This is a genomic window from Pseudoalteromonas sp. G4, assembly GCF_028875915.1.
Classification (GTDB): Bacteria; Pseudomonadota; Gammaproteobacteria; order Enterobacterales; family Alteromonadaceae; genus Pseudoalteromonas.
This window is the reverse complement of the sequence record NZ_JAPEHW010000141.1, coordinates 1-2,348: the sequence shown is the minus strand read 5'-3', so window position 1 is coordinate 2,348 and position 2,348 is coordinate 1. Positions and strand designations below refer to the sequence as shown.

The 2,348-nt window shown below is 39.2% G+C and carries 2 protein-coding genes and 1 pseudogene; all 3 read right to left on the bottom strand.

Annotation, left to right across the window (positions count from 1 at the left end):
- Nucleotides 1–505: 505 nt before the first annotated feature.
- Nucleotides 506–1,597, bottom strand: coding sequence for a redox-regulated ATPase YchF (gene ychF / locus ON073_RS20205; RefSeq protein WP_038641060.1), 1,092 nt, complete (start codon nucleotides 1,595–1,597; stop codon nucleotides 506–508).
- 32 nt (nucleotides 1,598–1,629) lie between these two features.
- Nucleotides 1,630–2,220: an aminoacyl-tRNA hydrolase gene (gene pth, locus ON073_RS20200; protein WP_038641062.1), complete on the bottom strand. Its 591-nt coding sequence runs from the start codon at nucleotides 2,218–2,220 to the stop codon at nucleotides 1,630–1,632.
- Between the two features lie 19 nt (nucleotides 2,221–2,239).
- Nucleotides 2,240–2,348: pseudogene (locus ON073_RS20195) on the bottom strand (50S ribosomal protein L25/general stress protein Ctc); the annotation flags it as partial.

The window sequence follows — 2,348 nt, the reverse complement described above, 5'->3', positions numbered from 1 at the left end:
TTTTTTATTCGAACTGAGCAAAAAACCGTACAACATACCAATGATTCAGTTAAAAATTATACAAACAACTCTGTGTGATTTTGAATTTAACAGTATAGCTGTATTGATAAATTTGTCTTTTAAACTGTTTATAATTGAATGCCAATATTAAAGTAGCGTTTTGTAGTTTAAAAATCATGCACATTTATCTTTTCTCAGCCACTAATTTATTAAACTCAGCAATTAAATGCTGACTCAGTATAAGGTGAGTTCAGCTTAGAGATAATGTTTAACAGACTTTTTCTATTACATATCACCAATATTGCTAGCAAAGGTGATGGCGCACAGCGATATCACTATTTTGCTTAGCGTAAACGTATTTTCATTGGTAACTAAGTTGAGTGCTTCCGCTTTATATAGAAAACTGTTTGTGTACTTAGAAGGGAATTATGATTTAGCGATAGCAGAATAAACTGTCTAAAACAAAAAAGGCCCGCAGATGCGAGCCTTTTTAAACACTGTTTTCTTATACGTTAAATAAGAAGTTCATTACATCGCCATCTTTAACGATGTAGTCTTTACCTTCTTGACGCATTTTACCTGCTTCTTTAGCACCTGATTCGCCTTTGAACTCAATGTAGTCATCAAAGCCGATGGTTTGAGCACGAATAAAGCCGCGTTCAAAGTCAGTGTGGATTTTACCTGCCGCTTGCGGTGCAGTTGCACCAACAGGAATAGTCCATGCTCTAACTTCTTTAACACCAGCAGTGAAGTAGGTTTGTAAGTTAAGCAATTCATAGCCCGCGCGAATTACACGGTTTAAACCTGGCTCTTCTAAGCCTAAGTCATCCATAAACTCTTTTTTATCTTCGTCGTCTAATTCTGAAAGTTCAGCTTCGATTTCAGCACATACAGGCACAACAACCGCATTCTCTTGCGCTGCAATCTCACGCACTTTATCTAAGAATGGGTTATTTTCGAAACCATCGTCATTTACATTGGCAATGTACATTGTCGGCTTAATAGTTAAGAAGTTGATGTACTGGATTGCTGCTTTTTCTTCTTTTTCAAGCTCTAATGAACGAAGCGTCAGGCCTTCATCTAAGTGCGCTTTGACTTTTTCAAGCACAACGAGTTCGAATTTCGCGTCTTTGTCGCCGCCTTTTGCTTTTTTAGCGTTACGTTGCACTGCACGATCAGCCGCTTCCATATCAGCAAGTACTAATTCAGTGTTAATAACGTCAATATCGTCCGCAGGGTCAATTTGACCTGCAACGTGTACAATGTTTTCATTTTCAAAACAACGTACAACGTGACCAATTGCGTCAGTCTCGCGAATATTTGCAAGGAATTGGTTACCTAAACCTTCACCTTTCGATGCACCTTTTACAAGACCTGCAATATCAACAAATTCCATTGTTGTTGCCAGTACTTTCTGTGGATTTACGATAGCAGCGAGTTGATCTAGGCGTGAATCTGGAACCGCTACAACGCCTGTATTTGGTTCGATGGTACAAAATGGAAAGTTTGCAGCTTCGATACCAGCCTGCGTAAGTGCATTAAATAGTGTTGATTTACCTACATTTGGTAGACCAACGATGCCACATTTAAAACCCATAATAATAAACCTTAAACTAAGTTAAACCAGTCTTAAGCGACTGGTTTAAATGTATGTAATCTGTTTTGTGCTTTTAACACACCGTCTTTTGCTAGTATTTCCATGCAGCGAACTGCCTCATCCACCACATCATCAATTAGAGCTTGATCTGCGGCGGGGGCTTTGCCTAGTACCCAGCCAGTGACTTTGTCTTTATGACCAGGGTGACCAATACCAATTCGCAAACGCATAAATTCTTTTTGGTTCGCCATTTTACTAATAATGTCTTTTAGTCCGTTATGGCCACCATGTCCACCACCTTTTTTTAATTTGGCGATGCCCGGTTCAAGGTCCATTTCATCGTGTGCGACTAAAATGTTTTCAACAGGAATTTTGTAAAAATTGGCTAAACTACTGACCGCTTTACCACTTAAATTCATAAAAGTAGTAGGTATCAATAATTTGAATTCTTGATTTTGAATAATCACTTTGCCTACTAGGCCGTGATGTTTAGAGTCGTGTTTGAGAATACAGTTGTAGCGTTTGGCTAGTTCTTCGATGAACCATGCACCAGCATTATGACGGGTTTTAGCGTATTCGGGGCCTGGATTAGCCAGGCCCACAAGCATTTGAATATTATTCAAGGTGCTAACACCTTAATAATTATTCTGCAGCGTCTTCTGAAGCTTCTTCAGAAGCAGCGCCTTTAGGAGCGTTTAAAGTCACAACTGCTTGGTCGTGATCTGCACCTTTAGCAAGCTCAACTGAAACA

What these genes read in the sequence shown, in the direction of transcription:
- ychF (WP_038641060.1), bottom strand. Translation starts at nt 1,597, where the DNA reads ATGGGTTTTAAATGTGGCATCGTTGGTCTACCAAATGTAGGTAAATCA.